Annotated in this window: 26 protein-coding genes; 18 read left to right on the top strand and 8 right to left on the bottom strand. The window is 68.4% G+C overall.

What is annotated here, in order from left to right; genetic code table 11:
• Positions 1–370 precede the first annotated feature (370 nt).
• From BGP17_RS15020 to BGP17_RS15005, 4 genes are all read left to right on the top strand, one after another.
• Entirely contained in the window at positions 371–1,633 is a 1,263-nt protein-coding gene (locus BGP17_RS15020) for an N-acetylmuramoyl-L-alanine amidase (RefSeq protein WP_286712535.1), read from the top strand.
• 204 nt (positions 1,634–1,837) lie between these two features.
• On the top strand, positions 1,838–4,354 hold the full coding sequence (locus BGP17_RS15015) for a penicillin-binding protein 1A (RefSeq protein WP_167299788.1): 2,517 nt from the start codon (positions 1,838–1,840) through the stop codon (positions 4,352–4,354).
• A 128-nt stretch (positions 4,355–4,482) separates the two neighbouring features.
• Complete coding sequence (gene prfB / locus BGP17_RS15010) at positions 4,483–5,610, top strand: peptide chain release factor 2 (RefSeq protein ID WP_286712534.1); 1,128 nt, start codon at positions 4,483–4,485, stop codon at positions 5,608–5,610.
• Positions 5,607–6,374, top strand: a complete 768-nt coding sequence (locus BGP17_RS15005; RefSeq protein WP_167299790.1) for a class I SAM-dependent methyltransferase — start codon at positions 5,607–5,609, stop codon at positions 6,372–6,374. Before prfB ends, BGP17_RS15005 begins: the two co-directional genes overlap by 4 nt.
• On the opposite strand, the gene BGP17_RS15000 is transcribed toward BGP17_RS15005, so the two are convergent.
• Positions 6,360–6,854 carry a JAB domain-containing protein gene (locus BGP17_RS15000; protein WP_286712533.1) on the bottom strand — a complete coding sequence of 165 codons (495 nt, stop codon included), beginning with the start codon at positions 6,852–6,854 and terminating at the stop codon, positions 6,360–6,362. The genes BGP17_RS15005 and BGP17_RS15000 overlap by 15 nt on opposite strands.
• A gap of 53 nt (positions 6,855–6,907) precedes the next feature.
• Between BGP17_RS15000 and BGP17_RS14995 the strand changes: the two genes are divergently transcribed.
• The 8 genes from BGP17_RS14995 to BGP17_RS14960 all read left to right on the top strand — a co-directional run bounded on the left by BGP17_RS14995 (position 6,908) and on the right by BGP17_RS14960 (position 15,328).
• Positions 6,908–7,702, top strand: coding sequence for a thymidylate synthase (locus BGP17_RS14995; RefSeq protein WP_286712532.1), 795 nt, complete (start codon positions 6,908–6,910; stop codon positions 7,700–7,702).
• Entirely contained in the window at positions 7,699–8,580 is an 882-nt protein-coding gene (locus tag BGP17_RS14990) for a BPSS1187 family protein (RefSeq protein ID WP_286712531.1), read from the top strand. The genes BGP17_RS14995 and BGP17_RS14990 overlap by 4 nt, the downstream gene beginning before the upstream one ends.
• Before the next feature lie 144 nt (positions 8,581–8,724).
• Positions 8,725–9,195 (top strand): dihydrofolate reductase, encoded by a 471-nt coding sequence (locus BGP17_RS14985; RefSeq protein WP_167300486.1) that lies wholly within the window; start codon positions 8,725–8,727, stop codon positions 9,193–9,195.
• Positions 9,192–10,364 (top strand): dipeptidase, encoded by a 1,173-nt coding sequence (locus tag BGP17_RS14980; protein ID WP_167299793.1) that lies wholly within the window; start codon positions 9,192–9,194, stop codon positions 10,362–10,364. Before BGP17_RS14985 ends, BGP17_RS14980 begins: the two co-directional genes overlap by 4 nt.
• Before the next feature lie 170 nt (positions 10,365–10,534).
• Positions 10,535–11,461: a bifunctional riboflavin kinase/FAD synthetase gene (locus tag BGP17_RS14975; RefSeq protein WP_167299794.1), complete on the top strand. Its 927-nt coding sequence runs from the start codon at positions 10,535–10,537 to the stop codon at positions 11,459–11,461.
• Between the two features lie 93 nt (positions 11,462–11,554).
• Positions 11,555–14,356: an isoleucine--tRNA ligase gene (gene ileS / locus BGP17_RS14970; RefSeq protein WP_286712530.1), complete on the top strand. Its 2,802-nt coding sequence runs from the start codon at positions 11,555–11,557 to the stop codon at positions 14,354–14,356.
• Positions 14,353–14,922 carry a signal peptidase II gene (lspA, locus tag BGP17_RS14965; protein WP_286712529.1) on the top strand — a complete coding sequence of 190 codons (570 nt, stop codon included), beginning with the start codon at positions 14,353–14,355 and terminating at the stop codon, positions 14,920–14,922. Before ileS ends, lspA begins: the two co-directional genes overlap by 4 nt.
• On the top strand, positions 14,915–15,328 hold the full coding sequence (locus BGP17_RS14960) for a DUF3035 domain-containing protein (protein WP_086128054.1): 414 nt from the start codon (positions 14,915–14,917) through the stop codon (positions 15,326–15,328). Before lspA ends, BGP17_RS14960 begins: the two co-directional genes overlap by 8 nt.
• A 104-nt stretch (positions 15,329–15,432) precedes the next feature.
• Here the strand turns inward: BGP17_RS14960 and BGP17_RS14955 are convergent, their stop codons facing one another.
• From BGP17_RS14955 to BGP17_RS14940, 4 genes are all read right to left on the bottom strand, one after another.
• Positions 15,433–16,227 carry a TorF family putative porin gene (locus tag BGP17_RS14955; protein WP_167299796.1) on the bottom strand — a complete coding sequence of 265 codons (795 nt, stop codon included), beginning with the start codon at positions 16,225–16,227 and terminating at the stop codon, positions 15,433–15,435.
• A 258-nt stretch (positions 16,228–16,485) separates the two neighbouring features.
• Positions 16,486–16,950 carry a RidA family protein gene (locus BGP17_RS14950; protein WP_167300487.1) on the bottom strand — a complete coding sequence of 155 codons (465 nt, stop codon included), beginning with the start codon at positions 16,948–16,950 and terminating at the stop codon, positions 16,486–16,488.
• A gap of 8 nt (positions 16,951–16,958) precedes the next feature.
• The gene (locus tag BGP17_RS14945; RefSeq protein ID WP_167299797.1) at positions 16,959–17,594 is read right to left on the bottom strand and encodes an HAD family hydrolase; all 636 of its coding nucleotides are present in this window, start codon (positions 17,592–17,594) and stop codon (positions 16,959–16,961) included.
• Positions 17,591–17,857, bottom strand: a complete 267-nt coding sequence (locus BGP17_RS14940; RefSeq protein ID WP_167299798.1) for a DUF3572 family protein — start codon at positions 17,855–17,857, stop codon at positions 17,591–17,593. Before BGP17_RS14940 ends, BGP17_RS14945 begins: the two co-directional genes overlap by 4 nt.
• A 37-nt stretch (positions 17,858–17,894) precedes the next feature.
• Here BGP17_RS14940 and BGP17_RS14935 point away from each other — a divergent pair, with 37 nt between their 5' ends.
• Positions 17,895–18,323 (top strand): response regulator, encoded by a 429-nt coding sequence (locus tag BGP17_RS14935; RefSeq protein WP_286712528.1) that lies wholly within the window; start codon positions 17,895–17,897, stop codon positions 18,321–18,323.
• Positions 18,324–18,392: 69 nt separating this feature from the next.
• Here the strand turns inward: BGP17_RS14935 and rpmG are convergent, their stop codons facing one another.
• Positions 18,393–18,560, bottom strand: a complete 168-nt coding sequence (gene rpmG / locus BGP17_RS14930; protein ID WP_025560997.1) for a 50S ribosomal protein L33 — start codon at positions 18,558–18,560, stop codon at positions 18,393–18,395.
• Positions 18,561–18,784: 224 nt separating this feature from the next.
• Between rpmG and BGP17_RS14925 the strand changes: the two genes are divergently transcribed.
• A complete protein-coding gene (locus tag BGP17_RS14925; protein WP_167299800.1) occupies positions 18,785–19,348 on the top strand; it encodes a TMEM165/GDT1 family protein in 564 nt (187 codons plus the stop codon).
• A 96-nt stretch (positions 19,349–19,444) separates the two neighbouring features.
• Positions 19,445–19,942, top strand: coding sequence for a Dps family protein (locus tag BGP17_RS14920; protein WP_086128047.1), 498 nt, complete (start codon positions 19,445–19,447; stop codon positions 19,940–19,942).
• 60 nt (positions 19,943–20,002) lie between these two features.
• Here BGP17_RS14920 and BGP17_RS14915 read toward each other — a convergent pair whose 3' ends face one another.
• Together BGP17_RS14915 and BGP17_RS14910 are read right to left on the bottom strand one after the other, a co-directional pair.
• Positions 20,003–20,332 (bottom strand): hypothetical protein, encoded by a 330-nt coding sequence (locus tag BGP17_RS14915; protein ID WP_286712527.1) that lies wholly within the window; start codon positions 20,330–20,332, stop codon positions 20,003–20,005.
• 47 nt (positions 20,333–20,379) lie between these two features.
• On the bottom strand, positions 20,380–21,213 hold the full coding sequence (locus BGP17_RS14910) for a metallophosphoesterase (protein WP_286712526.1): 834 nt from the start codon (positions 21,211–21,213) through the stop codon (positions 20,380–20,382).
• 49 nt (positions 21,214–21,262) lie between these two features.
• On the opposite strand from BGP17_RS14910, the gene BGP17_RS14905 reads away from it, so the two are divergent.
• Genes BGP17_RS14905 through BGP17_RS14895 form a run of 3 tightly spaced genes read left to right on the top strand, consistent with a single transcriptional unit; the run spans position 21,263 to position 24,120 of the window.
• A complete protein-coding gene (locus tag BGP17_RS14905; protein ID WP_286712525.1) occupies positions 21,263–22,840 on the top strand; it encodes a cisplatin damage response ATP-dependent DNA ligase in 1,578 nt (525 codons plus the stop codon).
• Positions 22,841–22,855: 15 nt separating this feature from the next.
• Positions 22,856–23,293, top strand: a complete 438-nt coding sequence (locus BGP17_RS14900; RefSeq protein ID WP_167299803.1) for a hypothetical protein — start codon at positions 22,856–22,858, stop codon at positions 23,291–23,293.
• Positions 23,290–24,120 (top strand): EamA family transporter, encoded by an 831-nt coding sequence (locus tag BGP17_RS14895; RefSeq protein WP_286712524.1) that lies wholly within the window; start codon positions 23,290–23,292, stop codon positions 24,118–24,120. The genes BGP17_RS14900 and BGP17_RS14895 overlap by 4 nt, the downstream gene beginning before the upstream one ends.
• Positions 24,121–24,136: the final 16 nt, after the last annotated feature.

The raw sequence follows: 24,136 nt of genomic DNA, 5'->3' as shown, positions 1-24,136 counted from the left end.
CGCGGGTTTCGAAAACTGCTGCTGCTCGAAGGGCACGCGCGAACCGGTGGTCCGCCGACTCCGCCGCCAACCCGCGGCCGGCCATCGGGGCCGGTCGGTGCGAGCGTTGCGGAAATTGCCTCATGCGAGCGTCAACCTGAACTGTCGCGGCAAGATGTGGCCGCGGGAAAGGGCCGGCGCAAGGGCCGGCCTGGGGTTGCCTAGCATTACCGCGGCGGCGCGGCAACCTTGGCGCCAACCGGCAAGCCCTTGCCGCCTTGCCGGCAATAATATGCCGAATCGCAAATTAACCGCATCGTTTCACGGCGATTTGAGACGCGCCGCCTAGTCCGGACTCGTCAGGGCAGACGCGTAGTCAGAGTATCTAATCATGGTTTTGGGCTGGACCCCCGGAGCCCGGGCGCGGCATAGCGTCAGGGTGCTGTTCCTGCTCGCCTTGCTCTCCGGCTGGTTGACCGGAGTTCCAAGCTGGGCGGGCGTCGTGCAGGAAGTGCGAGTCAAAGGTGACCGGGTGATCGTCAGGTTCGACGAGCCCGTCTCGCAGGCGAGCGCCTTCATGCTGGCCGGACCGCAGCGGATCGTTCTCGACGCCAGGGGCGCCGAGCCGGGCAATCGCGCCTATGCCGACGGGCCGGTGGCGGGCATCCGCCAGGGCTCGCAAGGCGCCGAGGGCGCGCGGATCGTGCTCGACCTCGCGCGACCGGCGATCGTGACCGAAGGCAGCTTCGGGCGCGACGGGCGCACGCTCACGCTGCAGCTGCGCACCGTGGACGACGCGCAGTTCGCCCGCGCCGCGGCCGAGCGCCGGATGCGCTTCCTGCCGCCCTTCTCCTATGTGCAGCCCGCCGGGCACAGCCGCTATAGCGAGACGATCGCCCTGCCCCGGCGCGCGCCGCCGGCCGCGCTGCCGCACGTCTATGGCGCGTCCGACCGCCCGCTGGTGGTGATCGACGCCGGCCATGGCGGGCACGATCCCGGCGCGATCGGCGCGAATGGCCTGCGCGAGAAGGACCTTACGCTCAAGACCGCGCTGGCGATCCGGGACGCGCTGATCGCCTCGGGCCGGGTGCGCGTGGCGCTCACCCGCGAGGACGATCGCTTCCTGGTGCTCCAGGAGCGCTACGGCCTGGCACGCAAGCTGAACGCGGACCTGTTCATCTCGGTGCACTGCGACAGCGCGGGCAATGCCGAAGCCTCGGGCGCGACGGTCTACACGCTCTCCGAGGTCGCCTCCGACAAGGAAGCGGCACGGCTGGCGGCACGCGAGAACAAGGCCGACATCATCGCCGGCGTCGACCTCGGCACGCAGAATCCGGACATCTCCTCGATCCTCATCGACCTCACCCAGCGCGAGACGATGAACGCTTCGGCGAGCTTCGCCCGGCTGCTCGGCCGCGAGGCCCAGCCGCTGATCCCGATCAAGGCCAACTACCACCGCATGGCCTCGCTCATGGTGCTCAAGGCGCCGGACATGCCCTCGGTGCTGTTCGAGACGGGCTATATCTCGAACGAGGGCGATGCCGCCTTCCTCGCATCGGACGAAGGGCGCAGGAAAGTGGCGCAGAGCGTGCGCAAGGCCGTGGAGATCCATTTCGCGACCCGCATGGCGTCGCGGACACTGGCCTCCCGTTGAACGCATCCCCTTCTTCTTCCTCCCCTCGGGGTTCATTATAGAGGGTGCGCGGGGAAGTGGTTCCGAAGGCGGCATAAAAGGGTTTCGGCGCGATTCACCCTTGCCGCCATCCCCGCCTGCACGGAGAGACCGGAGGACGGTGCGAAGCCGGCCGCCAGACTCCCCGCTTCCTTCCGCTCCCAATCCTGCTAAACCGCGAGCCGCATGTCCGACGGTTCCACCACTTCCAGCGTTAAGATGCGCATCAAGCGCGAGATCGGGGGCTTCAAGGGGCTGTTCGGCCGCGTGCGCCATCGCTGGTGGTTCCGAATCCTGGCGGTGCTCGCGCTGCTGGCCGGCCTGTTCGTGTTCCTCGTCTGGCTGTTCATCGCGCGCAACCTGCCCTCGGTCGACACGCTCAAGAACTACGAGCCGCCGCTCCCGACGAATGTCCGCTCGGTCGAGGGGCTGCCGATCCACAGCTATGCGCGCGAGCGCCGCGTGCAGCTGAGCTTCGCCGAATATCCCAAGCTCCTCGTCGAGGCGTATATGTCCGCCGAGGACAAGACCTTCTTCGAGCATCACGGCGTCGATTTCCCCGGCCTCGCCCGCGCCGCCTTCCAGGGGCTGATCAGCGGCTCCACGCCGCGCGGCACCTCCACGATCACCCAGCAGGTCGCCAAGAACCTGCTGGTCGGCAACGAGACGAGCTATCTGCGCAAGGCCAAGGAGGGCATCCTCGCCTGGCGCATGGAGGACACGCTCACCAAGCAGCAGATCATGGAGCTGTACCTCAACTCGATCGAGCTGGGGCGCAACGCCGGCGGCGTCGAGGCGGCGAGCCAGGCCTATTTCGGCAAGGAACTCGACAAGCTCACCTTGCCGCAGATGGCCTATCTGGCGATCCTGCCCAAGGGCCCGTCCAACTATGATCCCGAACGCCACACGCAGCGCGCGCTCGATCGCCGCAACTGGGTGCTCGGGCAGATGCTCGACAACGGCTTCATCGATCAGGCCCAGCACGACGCGGCGGTCGCGGCGCCGCTCGGCACCGTGCCGCGCCAGACGCCCCGGTTCGAGCGCCTCGGCGGCTATTTCGTCGAGGAAGTGCGCCGCCAGCTGATCGACAAGTTCGGCGAGACCGACGAGAGCGGGCCCTACAGCGTCTATTCGGGCGGCCTGTGGGTGCGCACCTCGCTCGATCCCAAGCTCCAGCAATATGCGCAGAAGGCGCTGCGCGACGGCCTGCTGCGCTATGATCGCGGCCGTGGCTGGTCGGGCCCGATCGGCCGTGCCGATGTCGGCAAGAGCTGGCTCCAGTCGTTCCTCAACACCAATATCGGCGTCGACTATGAGGATTGGCGCGCCGGCGTGCTGATCGATCGCACGGGCGACGTCTGGCAGATCGGCTTCGACGACGGCACCACCGGCACCTTGCCCAGATGGGCGGCGACCATGCCGGTGCGCGGGCAGGGCGGCCAGGCGTTCGATGCGCTCAAGCCCGGCGACATCGTCGCGGTGGCGCCGGAATCGGGCAGCCAATGGTCGCTCCGCTCGATCCCCAAGGTCTCGGGCGGCATGGTGGTCGAGGATCCGCGCACCGGCCGCATCCTCGCCATGCAGGGCGGCTTCGATTCGCGGCTCCAGGCATTCAATCGCGCCACCCAGGCCCAGCGCCAGCCGGGCTCGACGATCAAGCCGATCGTCTATGCCGCCGCGCTCGAACAGGGCATGACCCCGACCTCGATCGTGGTCGACGGCCCGTTCTGCGTCTGGCAGGGCGCCAATCTCGGCCAGAAATGCTTCCGCAACTTCGGCAATGCCCGCGGCGCCGGCCCCAAGACGCTGCGCTGGGGCATCGAGCAGTCGCGCAACCTGATGACGGTGCAGATCGCCAACCAGACCGGCATGGACCATGTCGTCGACCTGATGCAGCGCATCGGCGTCTCGCGGCAGAAATTCCCGCCCTATCTCAGCTATGCGCTGGGCGCGGGCGAGACGACCGTGCTGCGCATGGTCAATGCCTATTCGATCCTGGTGAACCATGGCCGCGCGCTCAATCCGTCGCTGATCGACTTCGTCCAGAACCGCAAGGGCGCGGTGGTATGGCCCGAGAACTGGCGCCCGTGCGAGGGCTGCAACGCGCCCGACTGGAAGGGCGGGGCGATGCCGCGCCCGGTGAACCGCGCCAAGCAGGTGATCGACGCGCTCTCCGCCTATCAGATGGTCCATATCGCCGAGGGCGTGGTCCAGCGCGGCACCGCCACCGTGCTGCGCGACCTGAACCGGCCGATGATGGGCAAGACCGGCACCACCTCGGGCCCGACCGACGTGTGGTTCGTCGGCGGCACCCCGCAGATGATCGGCGGCCTCTATATCGGCTATGACACGCCGACCAATCTGGGCGGCTATGCCCAGGGCGGCTCGATCGCGGCGCCGATCTTCAAGGAATTCGCCATCCCCGCCTTCGAAGGCATGGAGAAGGTTCCCTTCACTGCGCCGCAGGGCATCCGCATGGTCCGCATCGACCGCGCCTCGGGCAAGCCGGTGACCGGCGCCTGGCCGTCGAGCGACCCGCTCTCGGGCGTGATCTGGGAAGCCTTCAAGCCCGATACCGAGCAGCGCCGCGGCCGGCGCGGGCAGGACGAGACGCAGGAAACCAAGGCCGTCGAGAAGAAGGTCGCGCCGAAGAAGCAGGAAGGCGACAGCGACTTCTTGCAACGCGAGGGCGGAATCTACTAGCGCGCATTCTCATATAGGTCGTCATCCCCGCAACGGCGGGGATCCAGAGCCAAAAGCGACGCCGCTTGTTACCCTGGATCCCCGCCGTTGCGGGGGTGACAAAGTAGTTAGTTCGAAAGGTAAAACCCATGCGCGCCGAAGCGCAGGCTCATGTCGACAACATCAAGGAGTCGCTCGCGCTGCTCCGCCGCTTCCTCGATTGGGATCGCGCGCTGCGCCGCCTCGACGAGCTGAACGCGCGCGTGGAGGATCCGACTCTCTGGAACGACGCGAAAAAGGCCCAGGACGTGATGCGCGAGCGCCGCCGCCTCGACGAGGCGATCAGCGCCACGCGCGCGATCGAGACCGAGCTCAACGACACCGCCGAGCTGATCGAGATGGCCGAGGCCGAGGGCGACGAGGAAATGGCGAGCGAAGGCACCACCAGCCTCGCCGCGCTGGCCGAGCGCGCAGAGAAGGACAAGGTGATGGCCCTGCTCTCGGGCGAGGCCGATGCCAACGATACCTATATCGAGATCAACGCGGGCGCCGGCGGCACCGAGAGCAACGACTGGGCCGGCATGCTCCAGCGCATGTACACGCGCTGGGCCGATCGCCACGGCCTCAAGGTCGAGCTGATCGACTTCCACGCCGGCGAGCAGGCCGGCATCAAGTCCGCCACGCTGCTGGTCAAGGGCGAGAACGCCTATGGCTATGCCAAGACCGAGAGCGGCGTGCACCGCCTCGTCCGCATCAGCCCCTATGACAGCGCGGCGCGGCGCCACACCAGCTTCTCGAGCGTGTGGGTCTATCCGGTGATCGACGACAATATCGAAGTCGAGATCAACGAGAGCGAGCTGCGCATCGACACCTATCGCGCATCGGGCGCCGGCGGCCAGCACATCAACACCACCGATTCGGCGGTGCGCATCACGCACCTGCCGACGGGCATCGTGGTGCAGTGCCAGAACCAGCGCTCGCAGCACAAGAACAAGGCCGAGGCCTATAACCAGCTGCGCGCCCGCCTCTACGAGCGCGAACTGGCCGAGCGCGAGGCGGCGGCCAACGCGACCAACGCCACCAAGACCGATATCGGCTGGGGCCACCAGATCCGCAGCTACGTCCTCCAGCCCTATCAGCTGGTGAAGGACCTGCGCACCGGCGTGACGTCCACCGCGCCGTCGGACGTGCTCGACGGAGACCTCGACGCCTTCATGGCGGCTGCGCTATCGCAGCGCGTGACCGGCGAGACGGTCGAAGTGGAGGATGTCGATTGAGATCGGGCCTTGCCCTGCTCCTGGGATCGGCGCTGGCCGCGTGCAGCGGCGGGCCGGCGCTCGACAATCGAGAAGAGGGCGCGCCCGCGATCAACAGCGGCTTCCCCGCCGCCGACCGTCCGGTCGCCACCATCCTATCCCCGCGCTGGTCGACCGAGGAAGCGCGCGACCGGCTGAACGAAGCGGCGCAGGTGATGGACCTGGCCGGGATCAAGCGCGACATGACCGTGGCCGATATCGGCGCGGGCGAGGGCTATTACACCGTCCGCCTGGGCACGCGCGTCGGCAAGAAGGGCCGGGTCGTCGCGGAGGACATCGTGCCCGACACGATCCAGAAGCTCGCCGGCCGCGTGATCCGCGAGCGGCTCGACAATGTCAGCGTGCGCCTCGGCCTGCCCGCCGATCCGCGCCTGCCCGAGAACAGCTTCGACCGCGTCCTCATGGTCCATATGTACCATGAGATCGAGAGCCCCTATGAGTTCCTGTGGCGGCTGCGCCCCGCGCTCGCGCCCGACGGCCAGGTGGTGGTGGTCGACGCCAATCGCCCGACCCAGGATCACGGCACGCCGCCGGCACTGCTCAAATGCGAGTTCGCCGCGGTGGGCTACACGCTCGTCTCGATCCGGCCGATGCCCTCGGCCGGCGGCTATATCGCGATCTTCGAGGCGCAGGGCGACCGGCCCGAGCCGAGCGCGATCCGCGCCTGCAAAAGCGGCAAGACCGCGACGCCGGCCAGCATGTCCAGGGAATCAAAGGAACCCTAGGCTGCGGAAGCTGGTGGTGCCGCGGGCCGCGACCACCAGATGATCGAGCAACCGCACGCCCAGCGTGTCGAGCGCCCGGGCGAGCCGGTCCGTCGCCGCGCGATCGGCCGGGCTGGGCGTCGGATCGCCGCTCGGATGATTGTGCGCCATCACCACGGCAAAGGCATGGAAGGCGATCGCATCCGCCGCCACGTCGCGGATCGGCAGGTCGAGCCGGTCGCGATGCGCCGAGCGGACATGGCGCATGCCCAGCACCTGCTGGTGCCGGTCGAGATAGGCGAAGGCCAGCACCTCCACCGTCTCGTGCGCGAGCGGTGCGAACAGCGCGCCCGCGGCCCGGGCATCGGCCAGGCGCAGGGGCGGGTTCTCGGCACCGGACAGCATCGCGCGGCGCTGCCACTCGCCATCGGCGCGCCGAAGCGCGAGCCGGTCCGTTCCGGACGGGCGCCCCGGCCCGCCGAGGGGCGCGCTTCTCCACAATGGAGATATCTCGCCCGCTTGGCGCCGGCCCGGCGCGGCACTAGGTTGCGGATATGCAGCAATATCTCGACCTGATGGCGCGCGCGCTGAACGACGGCACCGAGCAGATGGACCGGACCGGAACGGGCACGCGCAGCGTGTTCGGCCATCAGATGCGCTTCGACCTGTCCCAGGGCTTCCCGCTGCTCACCACCAAGAAGCTGCACCTGCGCTCGATCCTCATCGAGCTGCTCTGGTTCCTGCGCGGCGACACCAATGTGAAGTGGCTGCAGGAGCGCAAGGTCAGCATCTGGGACGAATGGGCCGACGAAGCGGGCGAACTGGGCCCGGTCTACGGCAAGCAGTGGCGCGACTGGGAAGCGGCGGACGGCCGCCATATCGACCAGATCGCCGAACTGATCGAGACGCTGAAGACCAATCCCCATTCGCGCCGGATGGTCGTCTCCGCCTGGAACCCGGGCGAGCTCCATGCCATGGCGCTGGCGCCCTGCCACTGCCTGTTCCAGTGCCATGTCGCGAACGGCAGGCTGAGCCTCCAGCTCTACCAGCGCTCGGCCGACATCTTCCTCGGCGTGCCGTTCAACATCGCCAGCTACGCGCTGCTCACGCACCTGCTCGCCCAGCAGGCGGGGCTGGAAGTGGGCGACTTCGTCTGGACCGGGGGCGACTGCCACCTCTATTCGAACCATCTCGACCAGGCCCGCGAGCAGCTCTCGCGCACGCCGGGCGCGATCCCCCGGCTGGAAATCCTCCGCAAGGCACCGTCGATCGACGCCTATGAATATGAGGATTTCGCGATCCACGGCTACGCGGCCCAGCCGCACATCAAGGCGCCGGTGGCGGTGTGATCCGGCTCGCCGCCCTCGCCCTGCTGGCGATGGCGCCGGCGGCGGACCCGGTGACCGGCTATCAGGTCGCTCCCTCCCGGGCCGACCCCGCGGTCAAGGCGTTCGACGATCCGAGCTACGTCTTCGCCGCGGAGGGGCTGCCGGCCGATGCGCCGCTCGCAGTGTTCCTGCCCGGCACCAACGGCAAGCCTGCCTACAACGCCAACCTGATGCGCTTCGTCGCCGGGCTGGGCTATCGGGCGATCGCGCTCGGCTACGACAATGATCCGGCCGTGGTGCAGGTCTGCACCGCCGACCCAGATCCCGACTGCGCCAGCGACTTTCGCGAGATGCGGATCTTCGGCACCGGCAAGTCCAGGACGGTGTCCAATCCCCGGGCCGAGGCCATCGTGCCGCGCCTGGTCGCGCTGCTCCGCCTGCTCGACAAGGAGCAGCCGGCCAGGGGCTGGGGCCATTATCTCGACGGCGACAGCCCGAACTGGGAAGCGATCCTCCTCTCCGGCCAGTCGCAGGGCGCGGGCATGGCGGCGTGGATCGCCAAGCGCCACAAGGTCCGCCGCGTCGTGCTCTTCTCCAGCCCCTGGGAGACCAGCGGCCGCGAGCGCCGGCCCGCGCCCTGGATCTCCGGGGCCAGCGCCACGCCGATCGCGCGCTGGCAGGCGGCGTACAACAGCCGCGAGAACACCGTGCCGCTGATCCGGGCGGCCTATGCGGCGCTCGGCCTGCCGGCGGCGCAGGTGCATGTGCTGACGCTCGACCTGCCGCCGGGCTTCGGCGCGAACAGCCCCAACCCCTATCACGGCGCCGGCATCCGCGACCCGCGCTATGCCGAGGTCTGGCGCGCGATGTTCGGCAGGGGCAGCGACGCACCCGAGTGACGCCGCGACATCCCGGGCCCCGGCGAGGCCGCATCGGCGAAGGGTTCCCATAAGGGGCCGCATCTGCTTGTGTCGGCGGATGATCCCTGCCTCGCGTCCGTCCCCGACCCGTTCCGACCGCGCCGCGCCGGCCCCGCGATGCCGCTGATCTCCTTCCATCTCGCCCGGGCCGACAATGGCGTGATCGGCGTCGACGGCAGGCTGCCCTGGCATCTGCCGGCCGATCTCCGGCGCTTCAAGGCGCAGACCATGGGCAAGCCGATGATCATGGGGCGCAAGACCTTCGAAAGCTTCCCCGCGCCGCTGCCCGGCCGCCGCCACATCGTGCTCACGCGCGACGCCGCCTGGCGGGCCGAGGGCGCGGAGGTGGCGCACTCCCCGGCAGAGGCGCTGGCGCTGGCCGGGCCGGGCGAAGTCGCGGTGATCGGCGGCGCCGAGATATTCGCGCTGTTCGCGCCCGACCGGATCGAGCTCACGGAAATCCATGCCGCGCCGCCGGGGGACGCGATCGTCCCCGCTTTCGGGGTTGAATGGCGCGAAGTTGCGCGCGAGGATTTCGCCGAGGAAGCGGGGCGCCCTGCCTATAGCTTCGTGACGCTGGAGCGGGTGCGATGAAGAAGAAGATCCTCTGGGGCGTACTGATCCTGCTCCTGCTGGCCGTGGTCGGCTTTTTCGGCTTCGCGCCGGGCATCGTCGAAGGCAGCATGAACAAGGTGGTGCCGGTCAAGCTCGCCAAGCCGAGCGACGCGGTGAAGCAGCTCCACGCCTCGCTCCAGATCGCCGACATGCATGCCGACACGCTGATGTGGCGCCGCAGTCTGCTCGAGCGCTCGAACACCGGCCAGGTCGACTTGCCCCGGCTGATCGAGGGCAATGTCGCGCTCCAGGTCTTCTCCTCGGTCACCAAGACGCCCAAGCACCAGAATTACGACGCGAATTCGGGCGATACCGACAACATCACCCTGCTCACCATCGCCCAGCTCCAGCCGCCCAAGACCTGGACCTCGCTGCTCGAGCGCTCGCTCTTCCATGCCCGCAAGCTCGATCGGGCAGCGGCCGGCTCGAACGGCAAGCTGCGCGTGATCCATACGCCCGCGGAGCTCGACCAGCTGCTCGCCGATCGCGCCGCGGGCCGGAAGGTGGTGGGCGGCATGCTCTCGATCGAGGGGCTGCAGGACCTGGAGGGGCAGCTCGCCAATCTCGACAAGCTCCATGCCGCGGGCTTCCGCATGGCGGGCCTCGCGCATTTCTTCGACAACGACATCGCCGGATCGATGCACGGCGTCCACAAGGGCGGGCTCACGCCGCTCGGCCGCCAGGTGGTGGCGCGGATGGAGCAGCTCGGCATGATCGTCGACATCGCCCATTCGAGCCACGAATCGGTCGCCGAGATCCTGGCGATGGCGAAGCGCCCGGTCGTCTCCAGCCATGGCGGCGTCCAGGCGACCTGCAAGGTCAACCGCAACCTGACCGATGCGGAGATCCAGGGCGTGGCGCGCACCGGCGGCGTGGTCGGCATCGGCTATTGGGACGCGGCGGTGTGCGGCACCGAGCCGGCCAATGTCGTCCGCGCGATCCTGCACGTGCGCGACCTGGTGGGGATCGACCATGTCGGCCTCGGCTCGGATTTCGACGGCGCGGTGACCACCGGCTGGGATTCGTCCCAGCTGATCGCGATCACCGGGGCGCTGGTCGATGCCGGGCTCTCGCCCGAGGACATCCGCAAGGTGATGGGCGGCAACGTCCTGCGCGTGATCCGCGCGGGGATCGTGCCGGGACAGTAAGGCCTGAACGCGTTGACCGGCCTGTTCCCCGGCAAAGGCCGGGGCCCAGTCTCGGCACATGCAGTTAGGTCGCCGAGCCTCTCGAGCGATATGGCGACTGGGCCCCGGCCTTCGCCGGGGAACAGCTGAGCATGTTGGCAGACCAAGCCTCCCCCCCTATAGGCCGCCCGATGGAGCGGCTGGACGGCGGCTCGGCGGTGCCGCCCGGCTATCGGGGGGCGATCGTCGCGCTGGGCAATTTCGACGGGTTTCACCTGGGGCATCAGGCCGTGGTCGGCCGCGCGGTCGCGCGCGCGCGGGCCGAGGGGCGGCCGGCGCTCGTCGGCACCTTCGATCCCCATCCCCAGCGCTATTTCCGGCCGGACAGCCCCTGGTTCCGCCTCACCACCATGGACCAGCGCCAGCGCCTGCTCGCCGAAGCCGGGATCGACGCGATGCTGGTCTTCCCGTTCAACGCCGCGCTGGCGGCGCTCAGCGCGCGCGGCTTTGCCGAGGAGCGGCTGGTCGGGTTCATCGGCGCGGGCGGCGTGGTGACCGGCGGCGACTTCACCTTCGGCAAGGGGCGCGAAGGCGATGTGGCGACGCTCGCCGCGCTCGGCGCCGAGCTGGGCTTCTCCGCCGAAACGGTGGCGCCGGTCCGCCTCGACGGCGAGATCGTCTCCTCGAGCCGCATCCGCGCGCATCTGCGCGAGGGCCGGCCGGGCGACGCCGCGCGGCTGCTCACCCGCCCCTTCGCGATCGAGGGCACGGTCCAGCATGGCGACCAGGTCGGCCGTACGCTGGGCTTTCCTACCGCCAATCTCAGTCTCGCCAACTATCTGCGCCCGGCCTATGGCATCTATGCGGTGCGCGGGCGCCTGGCCGACGGGCGCGTGCTGGACGGCGTCGCCAGCCTGGGCATCCGCCCCAGTTTCGAGCCGCCGGTCGAACTGCTCGAGCCCTTCTTCTTCGATTTCTCGGGCGACCTTTATGGCCAGACGATCGAAGTGCAGCTGATCGACTATCTGCGCCCCGAGGCGAAGTTCGATTCGCTCGACGCGCTCAAGCGGCAGATGGCCGCCGATGCGGCCCGCGCGCGGGAGCTGCTGGCCCGATAGCCCTCCGATACCTCTCCCGAAACCGTTCGTCCGGCGCGGCATCAGAACATCTGCTTTGCATGCCGCGCGGCTTCCTCTAATTCCCGCGCACCCATGAGCGACCAAAAAGACTATCGCGAAACCGTCTTCCTGCCGAAGACCGAGTTCCCCATGAAGGCCGGACTGGCCCAGAAGGAGCCGGCCATCCTCGCGCATTGGGAGAAGATCGGCCTCTACCAGAAGCTGCGCGCCCAGCGTGCCGGCCGCACCCGCTTCATCCTGCACGACGGCCCGCCCTATGCGAATGGCGACATTCACATGGGCCATGCGATGAACAAGGTCCTGAAGGACATCGTCGTCCGCTCGCAGAGCCTGATGGGCAAGGACGCGCCCTATATCCCGGGCTGGGACTGCCACGGCCTGCCGATCGAGTGGAAGGTCGAGGAAGCGTACCGCGCCAAGAAGCTCAACAAGGACGAAGTCGACCCCGTCGCCTTCCGCGCCGAATGCCGCGCCTATGCCGAGAAATGGGTGGCCGTGCAGCGCGGCCAGTTCGAGCGGCTGGGCGTGATGGGCGACTGGGCCAACCCGTATCTCACGATGAACTATGAGAGCGAGGCGATCATCGCCGGCGAGCTGCTCAAGTTCGCCGAGAGCGGCCAGCTCTATCGCGGCGCCAAGCCGGTGATGTGGTCCCCGGTCGAGAAGACCGCGCTGGCCGAGGCCGAGATCGAATATGAGGACATCGTCTCGACGCAGATCGACGTGGCGTTCGAGATCGTCGAGGCGCCGAACGCGCCCGAGCTGGTCGGCGCGCATGCAGTGATCTGGACGACCACGCCGTGGACGATCCCCGTGAACCAGGCTTTGGCCTATGGGCCGGAGATTGAGTACGAGCTGATCGAGTGGAACGATCGGCGTTTCGTCATCGCTCTCGACCTGCAAGCAGTGACCATGAAGCGCTGGGGCTATGATCCGACTTCGGGTGAAGCCAAGTCGCTCGGCACTTTCCAGGGCAAGCAACTCGCCGGCGCCGTCGCCCGGCACCCGATGCACAAGCTCGGCGGCTTCTTCGCCAGGCCGCGTCCGTTCCTGCCCGGCGACTTCGTCACCACCGATGCCGGTACCGGCCTCGTCCATATGGCGCCCGATCACGGCGAGGACGATTTCCTGCTCTGCAAGGCGCATGGCATCGATCCGGTGTTCGCGGTCGATGCGGCGGGCATGTACCGGGCCGACTGGCTGTGGCTCGGCGGCCAGGGCAGCGTGATCAACAAGAAGTTCGTCGCCAGCGACGGCCCGATCTGCACCGATCTGCGCGAGGCCGGCGCGCTGCTCGCCGCCTCGGACGATTTCGCGCACAGCTATCCGCACAGCTGGCGCTCCAAGGCCAAGGTGATCTTCCGCTGCACCCCGCAATGGTTCATCCCGATGGACCGCCCCAGCACCGCCACGCACGACACCAGCTGGGACGAGGAATCGCGCGACGCCAGCGCCTCGAACGGCGCCACGCTGCGCGGCGTCGCGCTCGATGCGATCGCGAACACCCGCTGGGTGCCCGAGCGTGCGATCAACCGCATCCGCGCGATGGTGGAAGGGCGGCCGGACTGGGTGATCAGCCGCCAGCGCGCCTGGGGCGTGCCGATCGCGCTCTATGTCCATCGCCAGACCGGCGAGTATCTGCGCGATCCGGACGTGAACGCCCGCATCCTCGAGGCGTTCACCACCGGCGGGGCCGATGCCTGGTTCCAGGCGGACCACCAGGCGCTGCTCGGCCCGCGCTACGACCTCGCCCATTACGAGGTGATCACCGACATCCTCGACGTGTGGTTCGATTCGGGCTCGACGCACAGCTTCGTGATCGAGGCGCGCTACGGCGCCGGCACCCGCGCCAACCTCTATGTCGAGGGCTCGGACCAGCATCGCGGCTGGTTCCAGTCGTCGCTGCTCGAAAGCGCGGGCACGCGCGGCCGGGCGCCCTATGACGCGGTGCTGACCCATGGCTTCGCGCTCGACGGCCAGGGCAAGAAGATGTCCAAGAGCCTGGGCAACGTCGTCGATCCGCTCAAGATCATCGGCGAGAGCGGCGCCGACATCCTGCGCCTCTGGGTCGCCCAGACCGATTATTTCGAGGATGTCCGCATCGGCAAGGAAGTGCTGGCGGGCACCGGCGACACCTATCGCAAGGTCCGCAACACCTTCCGCTATCTGCTCGGCGCGCTCGACGGGTTCGGCGAAGGCGAGCGGATCGCGGTGGCCGAGATGCCCGAGCTGGAGCGCTACATCCTTGCGAAGCTCGCCGAGCTCGATGCCGAGCTGCGCAGTGCGGCCGACGCATTCGAGTTCAACCGCTACAGCCGCGCGCTCACGGATTTCATGAACGAGGACCTGTCGGCCTTCTTCTTCGATATCCGCAAGGACTGCCTCTATTGCGATGCGGAGGACTCGGCCAAGCGCCGCGCCTATCGCACCGTGCTCGACGTGCTGTTCCACGCGCTGGTCCGCTATGCCGCGCCGATCCTCGCCTTCACGGCCGAGGAAGTGTGGCAGGCGCGCTTCCCGGGCGAGGACGAATCGGTCCACCTGCTCGAATGGCCCGTGCTGCCCCAGGGCGCGACGGTACGGAGCGACTGGAACGCGATCCGGGCGCTGCGCCAGCAGGTGACCGAGGCGATCGAGCCCTATCGCCGCGAAAAGCAGGTCCGCTCCAGCCTGGAGGCGGAAGTGACGGTGCCCGATCTGCCGGCTTCGGCCGAGGATCTCGCCGAATTGTTCATCGTCTCGGCGGTGACGCAGGGCGAAACGGTCACGGTCGTGCCCACCCAGCGCCATAAATGCGGCCGGTGCTGGCGGCATCTCCCGGAAGTTGCGCAGGACGGCGCCTTGTGCGACCGCTGTGCCGGGGTGGTGGAATGAACGTGACTCGTGGAATCGGCTTCGCGGTGGCGGCCCTGGTTTTCGTCATCGATCAGGTGACGAAGCTGCTCGTCGTGCGCGCGCTGGGCGTCGACCTCAAGTTCGTCCAGACGCTGATCGGCCAGAAGCTGGGGCTCGACGGGCTCAACCATGTCCAGGAAGTGCTGCCGATCTTCGACCTGCGCTTCGTCGCCAATATCGGCGTGTCGCTCGGCCTGTTCGCCGCCAACAGCGATGCGACTCGCTGGCTGCTGGTCGCGCTCACCGGCGCGATCGCCGCGGGCGTGGTCTGGTGGATGTTCCGCGAGAGGAAACTGCCGGACATCTGCGCGCTCGGCATGGTGCTGGGCGGGGCGCTCGGCAACATCCTCGATCGCGCGCGCCTCGGCTTCGTCGTCGATTTCGCCGACCTGCATTTCGGGGCGTGGCGCCCGTTTTTGGTCTTCAACGTCGCCGATGCGGCGATTACCATCGGCGTGCTGATCCTGTTGATCCGCGCCCTTCTAGTGCGCGATAAGGCCGCAGGCGAGAGCCCGGCCGCTGTGGAGAATGAAGTCAATGCGTAAGACCGTTACCATCGTGAGCGCCATTGCGCTCGCGGCATCGCTCTCCGCCTGCGGCAAGCGCGGCTATGACCGTTCGCGCCCCGACGAGTTCGCCGTGGCCCGCCAGGCGCCGCTGGTGATCCCGCCCGATTTCTCGCTGGTGCCGCCGCAGCCGGGCGCCCCGCGTCCGCAGGAAGGCAACCCGGCCAACCAGGCGCTCGACGCGATGTTCGGCGGCTCGGCCGCGCGCAGCCCCGGCGAGCAGGCGATCATGGACCAGTCGGGCAGCACCAGCGCCGATCAGAGCGCGCGCTCGACTGCTGGCAGCCCCGGCACCACGGTGGTCGACAAGGGTTCGACCACGCGCGACATCGTCGCGGCGCCGGAGGGCGACGGCAAGGACGCCAAGGCCAGCACGCCGAAATAAGGCGTCCCGCCTTTCCCGAACGAAGAAAGCGCCGGCCCGCATCCCCATGCAGGCCGGCGCTTTCGCATGGCGGGGAGCAGCGTGCCGCTCCCCCTCCCCCCAATCTAGAAGGCGACGCTCACCGAGCCGAGGATACCGCCCTTGGCGGCGTCCTTGCCGCTCGGCGTGATGAAGTTGGTGTCGGTATCGACATAGGAGACGCCGAAGGTCAGCGACTTCCAGGTCGCCGTCGCTCCCAGCGACCAGTCGGTATATTCGTTGGTCGGGCCCGACAGCCAGCTCGGCCCCCAGGTGTGGCCGAGATGGGCGGTGAGGCCGATCGGCGTCTTGGGGATCGCGACCGACAGATCGCCGGCCAGGTAGAAATTGTCCTGCTTCCGGAGCAGGCCGCTCTGGCCCTGGTCGATCGCCAGCGCCTTCTGCTTCGGCGCATAATTGCCGGTGATCTTCGCGGTGGCCGGCCCGATCGCATAGCTGACCGAGGCATAGGGCTCCAGGAAGTCCGACGAGCTCCGGTCGCCCGCAAAGCCGGGGCGCGTGCCCGGATAGACATAATAGAGCGCGCCGACATCGACGGTGACGCCGCCGTCGAACGCGTGCTTGTAGCCGGCGATCAGGTCGAGCTCCTGATGCGCGGTGCCGTGGACGGTGACATAGTCGTCGATCGAGGAGCCCCAGACCGAGACGTAGAAGCCCGATTGATGGGCAACGGTGATGCCGCCCTGCACGGCGAAATTGCCGTCGGTCTGCGAGATGCCGCGGAACTTATAGTCGCTGACCACGCCGACGCTGCCGCTGATCGTCACGGCGGGCGGCGGATCGGTCTGGTCCTGGGCCCTTGCAGGGGCAGTTGCGGCCGCAGCCGCGAGCGCGACGAAGCTGATCATGGTGTAGCGCATGGAATACCCTTCCCGTTGTTCAAAAAAGGGTTCCCGCCTGCTGCTCCGGTACGGCGTCGACTTGAGGCTCGTCGGCCTGCGCTGCTTGCGAAGCACGACTTCCTTGCCGCACCACGCTGCACCGCACAACATTAATTGCTGTTCCGTCACGGGATCGTGACAAACTGTTGCTGGGTGGCAACAGCGCGATCCCCGCATACGAAAACGGCCCGCTCCCCGATGGGAACGAGCCGGAATCGAAGGCCCGGGAAAGCCGGATCAGCGGATCTGGACGACCGCGTCCACTTCCACGGCCACGCCCAGCGGCAGGGCGGGCACGCCCACGGCGCTGCGGGCATGGCGGCCGGCATCGCCGAACAGCGCCTGCATCAGTTCCGAGGCGCCGTTGGCAACCTTGGGCTGGTCGGTGAAGTCCGCGGCGGAATTGACGAACACGCCGAGCTTCACGATCCGCTCGACGCGCGACAGGTCGCCATCGAGATATTTCTTGATCTGCGCGACCAGCATCAGCGCACAGCGCTGCGCCGCCTCGGTCCCGAACGCCAGGTCGCGGTCCTCGCCCAGCCGGCCGGTCATCAGCACGCCGTCCTTGAAGGGAATCTGGCCCGAGACGTGGAGCAGGCCGTTCGCCTCCACCACGGGGACATAGGCGGCGACGGGCGCCGCGGCTTCGGGAAGGGCGAGGCCGAGCTCTTCGAGCTTGCGATCGACATGGGTGGTCATGGCCTTGCTCAACCACTCGCCGCGTCGGCGGTCAAGCCCGCGTCGAAGCGCGCCTCGATCCAGCCCAGCGCCTCGCGCCAGTCGTCGATCCGGGCATGGGCATGCGGCGCCTTCGCCACGCTCGGCGCCAGGCTGGGTTCGGCGACCATATGGAGGCGGAACACGCCCGGCGCATGCTTGGCCACCGATTCGTGGTGCACCGCCAGATCGTCGACGAACACGGTGACGCTCGGCCGATATTCCTCGATCAGCCGCACCACCGGCGAGCCCTTGCCGCCCTGGTTGCACTCCACCCGATGTTCGATCCCGTGATTCGTCAGCTGGGCGATCCGGTGCGCGCGGCAATGATCCTGCAGGTTGGTCAGCACGACGATGTCGGCGCGCGCGGCAAGCGCGGCCAGCGCCTCGCGGGCATGGGGCACCAGCGTCTGGCGATCCATCTCGGCGGGAAAGAAGCCATCGAGCAGGCCCCACATCTCCTCGCGCTCCACCACGGCCGAATCGGCGCGACGGCGCATCGAATTGGCGAAATCGCCGCCATTGGGGGTGAACTCGATATCGTGCGTCTCGCCCAGCCACACGCCGAAATGGCGCACCATGTGGAGCAGGACCTCGTCGCAATCGGTGATCAGCAGGGGCTTCATGATCTTTCCAGCGTCGCGCGGGCGGCGACCAGTTGTTCGGGGCTTATGTCGAGTGCCGCCGCGCAGGCGACAAGATCGGGCTCGTATGATTCGAGGAACGACAGAGTCGCGGCGAGCAGCATTGCCTCGCCGGCCCGCGCGCGCAGCTCGGCGGGATCGAGGCCGGTGAGGTCGAGCAGGCGCCGCGCCCGCGATTCCTCGCCCAGCGTCCAGACAAGTGCCTGCAGCGCCAGCGCTTCCGCATTTGTTTCCGCGCCTGCCATACCCTACATCACCCGAGAGTCGATCCGGGGGTAGCGCGTGGCAAAAAGGGTGCTCGTTGTCGAGGACAACGAACTCAATCTGAAGCTGTTCTGCGACCTGCTGCGCGCGCACCAGTTCGAAGCCGAGCCGGTGCGCGACGGGCGCGAGGCGGTGGGGCGCGCGCGCGACTTCGATCCGCAGCTGGTGGTGATGGACATCCAGATGCCGCACGTCACCGGGCTCGAGCTGATCCAGCACATGAAGCTGGACCCCAGGCTGCGGACCATCCCGATCATGGCGGTGACCGCCTATGCGGGCCGCGACGACGAGGAGCGGATCCGCGCGGCCGGGGCCAATGCCTATGTCTCCAAGCCGATCAGCCTGGTGCGCTTCATGGAGGAAGTGCGCGCGCTGATGCCGGCCGAATCGCCGGCTGCACCGCTCGAAGCCCCGGACACCGGCACAGAAGAAGCCCCGCAGCCTTGACGGCCCGGGGCTTTCTTGAAGATCGGCCCCGCATGCGCGGGGGCAGGGCAAGCCGGGCTCGCGCCCGCCTTACTTGATCTTGGCTTCCTTGAACTCGACGTGCTTGCGCACGACGGGATCGTACTTGCGGAACGAGAACTTCTCGGTCTGGGTACGCGGATTCTTCTTGGTGACGTAGAAGAAACCCGTGTCCGCCGTGCTGACGAGCTTGATCTTGACAGTGGTCGGCTTGGCCATGACCCAACAACCCTTGAAACTGCGAAAAGAAAAGAGCGGCACGCCAGAGCGCGCCGCTACCAGACGCGGGCAACTGTGCGATTCTCGGCCAAAAGTCAAGGCTGGGCGTGGCAGGGCGCGCATTCCCTTCCCGTCCTCTCCGCGCAGGCGGGGAGGACGATGGGATATGTCCTTCACGCAGGCTTAACCGAAGCGCCGCATGATGCCGGCCGAAAGGGAGGCGCATGGAAGCTCTGGTCCCGGCCTTCCTGCTGGCCGCCCTCACCCAGCTTTGCGACAAGCCGGCCATGCTGACCGCGATCCTCGCCGATCGCTATGGCCGGCCGCTCACCGTGGCGATCACGGCGGGCATCGCCCATGCCACCCTCAACCTCGCGGCCGCCCTTGGCGGATCGCTGATCGGGCCGATGATGACGCCCAATGCGCGCGCGCTGCTGCTCGCCATGGCGCTGATCTTCGGCGCGCTGGGAGCGGCCGGGTCGAATCGCGTGAAGGACCGGCTCGATGGCTGGAAGCTCGGCGCCTTCTTCACCCCTCTCCTTGGCGTGCTGATTCTTGCCTTCGGCGAAAGCACGCCCTTCTTCACGCTTGCGCTCTCCACCGGCGGCCAGCCCTGGTTCGCGGCGGCCGGCGCTTCGATCGGCACGTTCGGCGTGGCATTCGTCGCCGCGCTGCTCGGCGAGCGGACCTGGGCGGCCATGCCCTGGCGCTGGCTGCGCATCCTGAGCGGCATCGGCTTCCTGATCGCCGGCTGCTGGATCGGCGTGAACGCGCTGCGCCTCACCTGATCGATCTCTGAGATCGGAAGAATGCGCATGCGCCGGGCGGAGCCGATCCCATATCCCGTTCGTTGACCCTGCGAACCGAATCCCGGGAGGACGAACATGGCTGATACGAATGCGGCGCTCCGCACCCCTACCGATCTCAACCGCAACGACGCAAAGAGCGTGGCGGACGCGCTGAATTCCGCGCTGGCGGATTGCTTCGCGCTCTATCTCAAGACCAAGAACTTCCACTGGCACGTCTCGGGCCCGCATTTCCGCGACTATCACCTGCTGCTCGACGATCAGGCGGCGCAGATCTACGGCATCACCGATGCGATCGCGGAACGGGTGCGCAAGACCGGCAACGTCACGCTGCGCTCGATCGGCGACATCGCCCGCCGCCAGACGCTGACCGACAATGACGCCGACTATGTCGCGCCCGGCGACATGCTCGCCGAACTGCGCGAGGACAATCTCAAGCTGATCGAGAGCTTCCGTACGGTGAAGCAGGCGGCCGAGGATGCCGGCGACAATGCGACCAGCGGCATCGTCGACGAATGGACCGATCAGGCCGAGGAGCGCGCCTGGTTCCTGTTCGAGGCGTCGCGCAAGGGCTGAACCCGCGTCCGCGCGAATCGGATGAAGGGGGCCGGACGGCGAGTCCGGCCCCCTTCCACGTCACTTGACCTTGGCGAGGTCCGCGTCGAGCTTGGCCAGCATCTCGTCGGTGAGCTTGCCCTCCGAGAAGGGCTGGATCGCGCGGAAGCTCATCGCCTTGAACTGCTCATAGGCGGGATGCTTGTCGATATCGCCCAGGCCGTCGGCGACGAGCACGGCCTTGGCGCCTTCATTGGCGAACAGCGTTTCGATCGGCGTGTCCGCGCTGAACTTCGCCGCTGGGGCGGGCGCGGCGGCCGGCGCCGGAGCCGCGGCAGGCGCAGGCGCGTTCTGGGCAAGGGCGGCAACGGGTGCGCAGGCGAGCAGGGCGGCAGTGAGAACGAGCTTCATTGTCGGGAGACCCCTCCGGTGGTGGAGCGGCGAACCTAACCCGCTTTTCATGTCCGCACCATTGCCGGCGGCACAAGCGTGACCAACCAGATATCGGGTCGCGCGCCCAGGCGGAACGGCACGCCGCTGGTGCCGAGCCCGGCGGTGACGATCACCGTCCGCGCGCCTTCGCGCACCAGCCCGCAGCGATAGCGGGCGCCGTAGCGGCTGACCGCGGGCGCGATATTGCGGCCGAAGATCAGCACCTGCCCGCAATGGGTGTGCCCGGCGAGCAGGAGATGCGCGTCGGGGGGCAGATCGGGCGCGACGTCGGGCGAATGCGTGACCAGCACGATCGGCCGCCCCAGGGCCCGTGCCGCGCGCAGCGTCGCCGGGACATCCGCATGGTGGGAGAAATCGTCGCTGATGCCGCCCAGCGCGATCGGCCCGCGCAACGCGGCCTGGTTCTCCAGCACCGTCAAGCCGGCCTGGCGCAGCTGGTCGCGCACCGCCTGCGGACCGGTCCAATAATCGTGATTGCCGAGCACCGCCGCCACGCCGAGCGGCGCGCGCAGCTGTCGCAGCGGCCCCACCATCGGCGGCCCCAGCTTCGCCGCGCCCTGGGGGTCATGCCCGAAGATGAAGTCGCCCGCGATCACCACCAGGTCCGGCCGGAGTGCATTGACCTGCGCGACGATTCGCCCGAGCCGCGCCGGCCCCATCGCCGCGGTGCCGATATGGATGTCGCTCAGCAGCGCGATTCGCACCGGGCGCTCCAGCCCCGGCATCGCCACGTCGGCGCGACGGACCACCGGGTCGCTCGTCGCCTCGCGGAAACACCAGCCGAGAAGGGCGGCGAGCGGCAAGGCCAGGCCGGCGAGGATGAGGAGGAGCTTGCGCATGCGAACATCGTAACGGGAGCGCATCGGCCGCGCTATGCGTTGCGCCATCATGCGTGCCTTTGCCGACTTGCTCGATGGCCTGATCTACACGCGCTCGCGCAACGCGAAGCTCAAGCTGATCGGCGACTATCTGCGCGCCGCGCCCGATCCGGACCGCGGCTGGGCGATGGCGGCACTCACCGGCACGCTCGACCTGCCCGCGGTGAAGCCCGCCCTGATCCGTGCGATGGTGGAGGAACGCGTCGATCCGGTGCTCTATGCGATGAGTCGCGACTTCGTCGGCGATTCGGCCGAGACGATCGCGCTGCTCTGGCCCGAACCCGCGGCAGCGCCCGAGACCATGGCCCCGCTCACCGTCTCGCAGGTGGTCGCGACGCTCGGCGGCATCTCTCGGTCCGATGCGCCCGCGGCGCTCGCGGCGATGCTCGATCGCCTCGACGCCGATGCGCGCTTCGCCTTGCTCAAGCTCGCCACCGGTGCGCTGCGCGTCGGCATCTCGGCCCGGCTCGCCAAGACCGCCCTGGCCCGGGCCTTCGGGCTCGATGTCGAGGCGGTGGAGGAAGTGTGGCATGGCCTCGCCCCGCCCTATGCGCCGCTGTTCGACTGGGCCGAGGGCCGCGCCGCGCAGCCCAGCGCGCGCGACCTGCCGGTCTTCCGCCCCTTCATGCTCGCGCACCCGCTCGAGCAGGAGAGCGTCGATCTCGCGGATTATGCCGCCGAGTGGAAATGGGACGGGATCCGCGTCCAGCTCGTCCATGTCGCGGGCGAGACCCGGCTCTACAGCCGCGCGGGCGACGACATCACCCACAGCTTTCCCGAAGTCGCAGGGGCCTTCGCCACGCCCGGCGTGCTCGATGGCGAACTGCTGGTGAAGGGCGCGTTCCAGGGCGGCGAGGCGGCGAGCTTCAACACGCTCCAGCAGCGCCTCGGCCGCAAGCTGGTCAGTGCGAAAACCCTGGCCGACTATCCCGCATTCGTCCGCCTCTACGACATCCTCTTCGACGGCGCGGAGGATTTGCGCGACTTGCCCTGGTCGGCGCGCCGCGCCCGGCTCGAGCGCTTCGCCGCGCGGCTCGATCCCGAGCGGTTCGACCTCTCGGCGGTCATCGCGGCCGCGGACTTCGCCGCGCTGGAGGAGCTTCGCGCCGGCGCCCGCGACGCGTCGATCGAAGGCGTGATGCTCAAGCGGCGCAGCTCGCCCTATGTCGCCGGGCGCCGGGCGGGGCTCTGGTACAAGTGGAAGCGCGATCCGCTGGTCGCCGATTGCGTGCTGATGTACGCCCAGCGCGGCTCGGGCAAGCGCAGCAGCTTCTATTCCGACTATACGTTCGGCGCCTGGACGGCGGAGGGCGCGCTGCTGCCCGTGGGCAAGGCCTATTTCGGCTTCACCGACGAAGAGCTGAAATGGCTCGACCACCATGTCCGTACCCATACGGTGAATCGCTTCGGGCCGGTGCGCGAGACCGACAAGAGCCTCGTCCTCGAAGTCGCCTTCGATTCGATCCACGAATCGCGGCGCCACAAATCGGGCCTGGCGATGCGCTTCCCGCGAATCAGCCGCATCCGCACCGACAAGCCCGCCCGGGAAGCCGACACGATCGAGACGTTGCGCAAGCACCTCACCTGAGCCAAGATTCGCCCCATGGGGCCAGAGGATCGCGTACCGGCGCTGCCGCTCGTCGCCTGCGTGCTCGCAGGCCCGGTTCCCGCATCGCTGCTCGCTGCCTTTGCCGGCAGCGGCGGTGCCGATTCGCTGCTGCGGGTCTGGGCCACGCTGGCGCTGTTCGGCCTTTGCTATGCGCTGGTCGTCGGCACCCCTATCGCATTGCTTTTCCTGCGCGATCCCGCGTTGCCCTGGCGGCGCTGGATCGGCGCCGCCCTGCTCGCCGGGCTGATCACCACCGCGATCGTCCTGGGCTGGACGGCGCTGAGCAGCGCCCGGCATCTCGTCGCCGGGCAATGGGGCGCCTTCCAGGTGCTGATGCTCTGGCTGGTCGTTCCGCTGATAGTCTTTTCCGGAATCGTCTCGCGCATCCTGCTCGCGTTCTGGCTCCGGCACGTCCGCGACACCGCCTGGTGAAGCCCGAGCTGCTCGCCCCGGCGATGATGATCGCCTCGGGCTCGATCCATGCCGTGGTCAACGCGATCCTGAAGGGCGGCCGCGACAAGATGGCCGGCCGCGCGATCATCGACGGATCGAGCGCGCTGATCCTGCTGCCGGCGACGCTGCTCGTGCCGCTGCCGGCCGCCGCCTGGCCGTGGATCGCCGGCACCGCGCTGGTCCATTGCCTCTATCTCTATTCGCTGGTCCGCACGTTCGAGACGAGCGACTATTCGGCCGCCTATCCGATCCTGCGCGGCACCGCGCCGCTGGTCACCGCCGCGCTCTCGATCGGGCTGCTCGGCGAGCCGGCCGGAGCGCGCGAGCTGGCCGGCATCGCGCTGATCGGCGGGGCCATGTTCGTGATGGTGCTGGGCCGGCACATCGGCCGGGCCGGCCTGGGCTGGGCGCTGCTGACCGGGCTCACCATCGCCGGCTATACGGTGATCGACGCGCATGGCGTGCGTGCCGCGCCGACGCCGCACAGCTACATCGTCTGGATGTTCGTGCTGATGGGGATGAGCACGGTCACGATGTTCGCCCTGCTCTCCCGGGGCGCGATCTTCGCTGCGGCGGCGCGGCAATGGCGCCCGGGCGTGGCGGCGGGCGCGCTCTCGATCGTCACCTATGGCCTGGCGCTCTCGGCACTGGCGATCGGCCCCACCGCGCCGCTCGCCGCCCTGCGCGAAACCGGCATGGTCACCGCGCTGGTCATCGCCACCCTCTTCCTGGGCGAGAAGGTGACGGCCGGCCGGGCGCTGGGCGTCGCCGGAATCCTCGCCGGCGCGGTGCTGATCCTGCTCTAGCGCCGACCCGAAGCAG

This window comes from Sphingomonas sp. 67-41, from assembly GCF_001899725.1.
GTDB lineage: Bacteria > Pseudomonadota > Alphaproteobacteria > Sphingomonadales > Sphingomonadaceae > Sphingomonas > Sphingomonas leidyi.
The sequence above is the reverse complement of the archived record's forward strand: the minus strand, read 5'-3'. Positions and strand labels throughout refer to the sequence as shown.